Source organism: Sphingobacteriales bacterium (assembly GCA_012517435.1).
Lineage (GTDB): Bacteria > Bacteroidota > Bacteroidia > CAILMK01 > JAAYUY01 > JAAYUY01.
This window is the reverse complement of the sequence record JAAYUY010000076.1, coordinates 1-3,879: the sequence shown is the minus strand read 5'-3', so window position 1 is coordinate 3,879 and position 3,879 is coordinate 1. Positions and strand designations below refer to the sequence as shown.

Annotated in this window: 2 protein-coding genes; both read left to right on the top strand. The window is 43.8% G+C overall.

The window, feature by feature from the left end; translation table 11 throughout:
• Positions 1–36: 36 nt before the first annotated feature.
• Positions 37–2,064 carry a PKD domain-containing protein gene (locus GX437_04315; protein NLJ06880.1) on the top strand — a complete coding sequence of 676 codons (2,028 nt, stop codon included), beginning with the start codon at positions 37–39 and terminating at the stop codon, positions 2,062–2,064.
• 19 nt (positions 2,065–2,083) lie between these two features.
• Positions 2,084–3,667 (top strand): PorP/SprF family type IX secretion system membrane protein, encoded by a 1,584-nt coding sequence (locus GX437_04310; GenBank protein ID NLJ06879.1) that lies wholly within the window; start codon positions 2,084–2,086, stop codon positions 3,665–3,667.
• Positions 3,668–3,879: the final 212 nt, after the last annotated feature.

Below are 3,879 nucleotides of genomic sequence, written 5' to 3'. Positions count from 1 at the left end.
AAAATGAGAATGGTAAAACTTTTAAAAAGTAAAGCGATGAAAAAAGCAATGAAAACCCTGAGTCTGGTACTGGCAGCAGCCCTGATGATGACCAAAAGTTTTGGTGATGTAGCCAGTTTTATCTATACCAGTGCATGCGATGGCAGTGCTGTTAAATTTACAAGTACTTCAACGGTTACCTCCGGAACTATCGTTCTGTATGAATGGGACTTTAATGCAGACGGAAATTTTTCGGATGCCACCGGACCGGTTGTTACCAAACTGTTTGCCTCTGCAGGCAGTTATCCGGTAGGTATCCGTATCCGGAGTAGTTTAAACGTTGTTACAACCGCTTATAAAACCATTACAGTCAATCCGCTGGCAGTAGCTAGTTTTACTGCCACGGATGCCTGTTTGGGCGAAGCCAACACCTTTAAAAGCACTTCAACCATTTCGGGCGGCAGCATTGTCAAATACAAATGGGACTTTAACAATGACCTGATCTATGATGATTCTTCCGGTACCGATGTGTCCCGTTTGTTCAATACTCCCGGTTCCTATACTGTTGGCCTCATGGTGATAACAGATAGTGGCTGTATTTCAACTGTTTTAAAGACTGTTAAGGTAAATCCGTTGCCGGTTGTTGACTTTAATTTCGATAAAACCTGTTTCCATGATACCACCGAATTTACTGTTACTTCCTCAGTTGCAGGCGGAAGCATCAGCAAGTATTACTGGAACTTTGACGGAGATCCGCTCTATGAGCAGACAACCACCAGCCCTGACAACAGACTCAGCTTTATTGCTCCGGGAAATTATCTGGTTCAGGTTAAATCGGAATCGGATAAGGGATGTGTAAAAGATACGGTCAAACTGGTGGTGATAGCCCCACGGCCTACGCTTAACTTCACCTTTTCAAATACCTGCGTTGGATACGATATTAACATCGACAACAGTTTTTCATACGCAAAAACATATTTGTGGAAATTCGGAGATGGCAACACTTCTACTGCTGCCAACCCTGTTCATGTTTACAACGATGCCGGAACCTATACCATTGAGCTTTCAGGAAGCTCTGCATACGGATGTAATGATATGATATCCAAGAATATAACCATACATCCAACACCTTCGGCCGGATTTAATGCCCAGGACGTCTGCCTCGGGAACACGGTTAGTTTTGAAAATCTCTCACAACCTAACGGAGCCCCGATAAAAGATTATTACTGGGATTTTGATGATAATCATGGGGAAATTAACCAGAACCCCAAACACCTGTATCAGTCACCGGGCACCTATCAGGTAAGCCTGATTGTGGCCAATATTTTTGCCTGCAGCGACACCTTTGTGAAGGCCGTGAATGTCTGGGCATTGCCAAGTGTTACCATCACAGCAGGAGGCCCGACAGAGTTTTGCCGGAACGACAGTGTTGTCCTGACCGTTTCACCGGCCATCAATACCATATTATGGTCCACAGGGGAAAACACATTTACCATTACTGCCAAAAACAGCGGGAAATACAGGGCACTGGTATTTGACAATCATGGCTGTGTGAACAAAGACAGCATCATGGTTACTGTAAACGAACTGCCTGTTATCATGGTATCTCCTGAAGATACTGCGGTCAGCCTTGGAAAACCCGTACCTTTACTGGCGTGGGGAGCAAATACCTATTCGTGGTCGCCACCCGATTATCTCGACAATGCCTTTAAATCCGATCCTGTTTCACTTCCGTTACAAACCATTACCTATACCGTAACCGGGGAAGACCTTAAAGGATGTAAAAACACAAAGTCACTGAAAGTTACCGTAAATCTTGATTATACGCTTGATCTGGTCAACATGCTGACACCAAACGGTGACGGAGCAAATGATATCTGGGATATCGGACTGAAATACTACTCCGATAATGAAGTGGTAATTTACGACCGCTGGGGAGTGGAAGTCTATCGTCAGAAAGCCTATGCCGACAACTGGGATGGCATGTACAAAGGAAATCCTGTCCCTGAAGGCACTTATTATTACTTTATCAGGTTTGATAACAGCGATAAAGTGTATTCAGGATATTTAACCATTTTACGTTAACCGCTAAATGAACAAAACAATGAAAAAGAACAGGATAATAAACTTATGGATCGTTGCCATGCTTTTTTCACTTTCTCTGTCGGCACAGCAACTTCCCGTGTATGATCTGTATCATCTGAACAGGATTTTAATCAATCCGGCCAATACGGGCGATTATGGGACATGGTCGGCTTTCCTCGACTCACGCAATCAATGGGTAGGTATCAATGGTGCCCCGAAGACGCGTATCTTTGGCGTTCATGGCTTACTGAAAAACAATATGGGCATTGGCGGTTTTGTCATCAGCGACCGTACCGGCCTGCTCGACCGGATGAGTATGAACCTGAATTATGCCTATATGGTCAAACTGGCTGAAAACCACCAACTGACCTTTGCGTTGAATGGCGTATTGACTGAAAATCAGTTTCTGATGAGCAATGCACAGGTAAAAGACTATAATGACAACCTTCTTACACTTCAGTCATTTGAAGGCATGAGGTTCGATGCAGGTTTCGGGTTTCGCTACAATTTCAAGAAACTCGAAGTTGGCTTTTCAGTGCCTTACCTGCTTCAGTCAAAAGTCAGGTATTTTACGGCAGAAAATAATGAATATGTTTTCGACTTCTACCGTCATTTCAATGCCATTGTATCTTACCGGTTTAACCTGAAAAATGATAACTGGGCTATTGAACCGGTATTGGTTTACCGGGATGCCCGCCACAGTCCCTCTCAGCTCGACCTGAATGTGGTAACCAAATGGAAAAACCAATACTGGCTTGGACTGGGATATCGCAACAGCGGCAGAACATGGGTGGAATCTGCCGGAGGAGGAGACTACACGGAAATCAACCTTTCCCTTGCCAATTCTTATTTTCTGCTTTCAGGTGGCATTACCCTGCTCAATAATATTGATATTGCCTACGGATACGAAGTTTCTAATTCTTCTATCTACGACAGGTCGCATGGCACACACGAAATCATGCTGATTTACACCTTTGGACAGGGAAGAAAAGGAAAATCCTATGATGAAGATATTAAAATGCTGAAGGAAAACCAATTGGCTATGACTGCCAAACTGGATACCTTAGGCAATAAGATGGATGCCAATATTGCTACAACCAATTCCATTGCCGGAGTAAACAATCAGCAGTCGAAAATGATCGAAGGCCTGAAAGAAGACATCGACAAGTTAAGAAATGACTTGGCCAACCTTCCTCAGCAGCCGGGAACTACCCCCTCAACCAAAGAAGGAACTACTGAAAAAGTGGTGGAAAAGGTTACCGTGGTTTCCGGTGGAGGATACAACAGCGTGTATTTTAAAACAGGAAGCTATATTTTGAGTCGTGAGGCAAAGACGGAGTTACTCAAATTTATTGCATTAGCCAAAGATGCAACGAACAAAATAGAAATTTCGGGCTATGCTGATGATGTTGGTGAAGAAGAAACCAATCTTCTTCTTTCCCAGCAAAGAGCAAAGGAAGTTTACAATTACCTTGTTAAAAATGGTATAGCACCGGAAAGGATTACCATGAACTACTATGGCGAAGAAAAACCCCTCGTTCCTAACACTTCTTATGAAGCACGTTCATTGAACAGAAGGGTGGATGTGATGATGGTGAAATAAGAGCTGACTGGTTTTAGCAGGTAGTTATTCTGCCTTGAGCTGCCTCCCGTCAGGTAGGCGACAGGTAAGATTGCGGATTTCGGATTGCGAATTGCGAATTTCGGACCTGTCTGCCGACAGGCAAGATTTCGAATTTCCCTGCCCACTGCCTGGTTAAAATAGACGCTGTCTGCTTTATGTTTTGGGTGAAAAACCGGAGTCAACCAAATTTC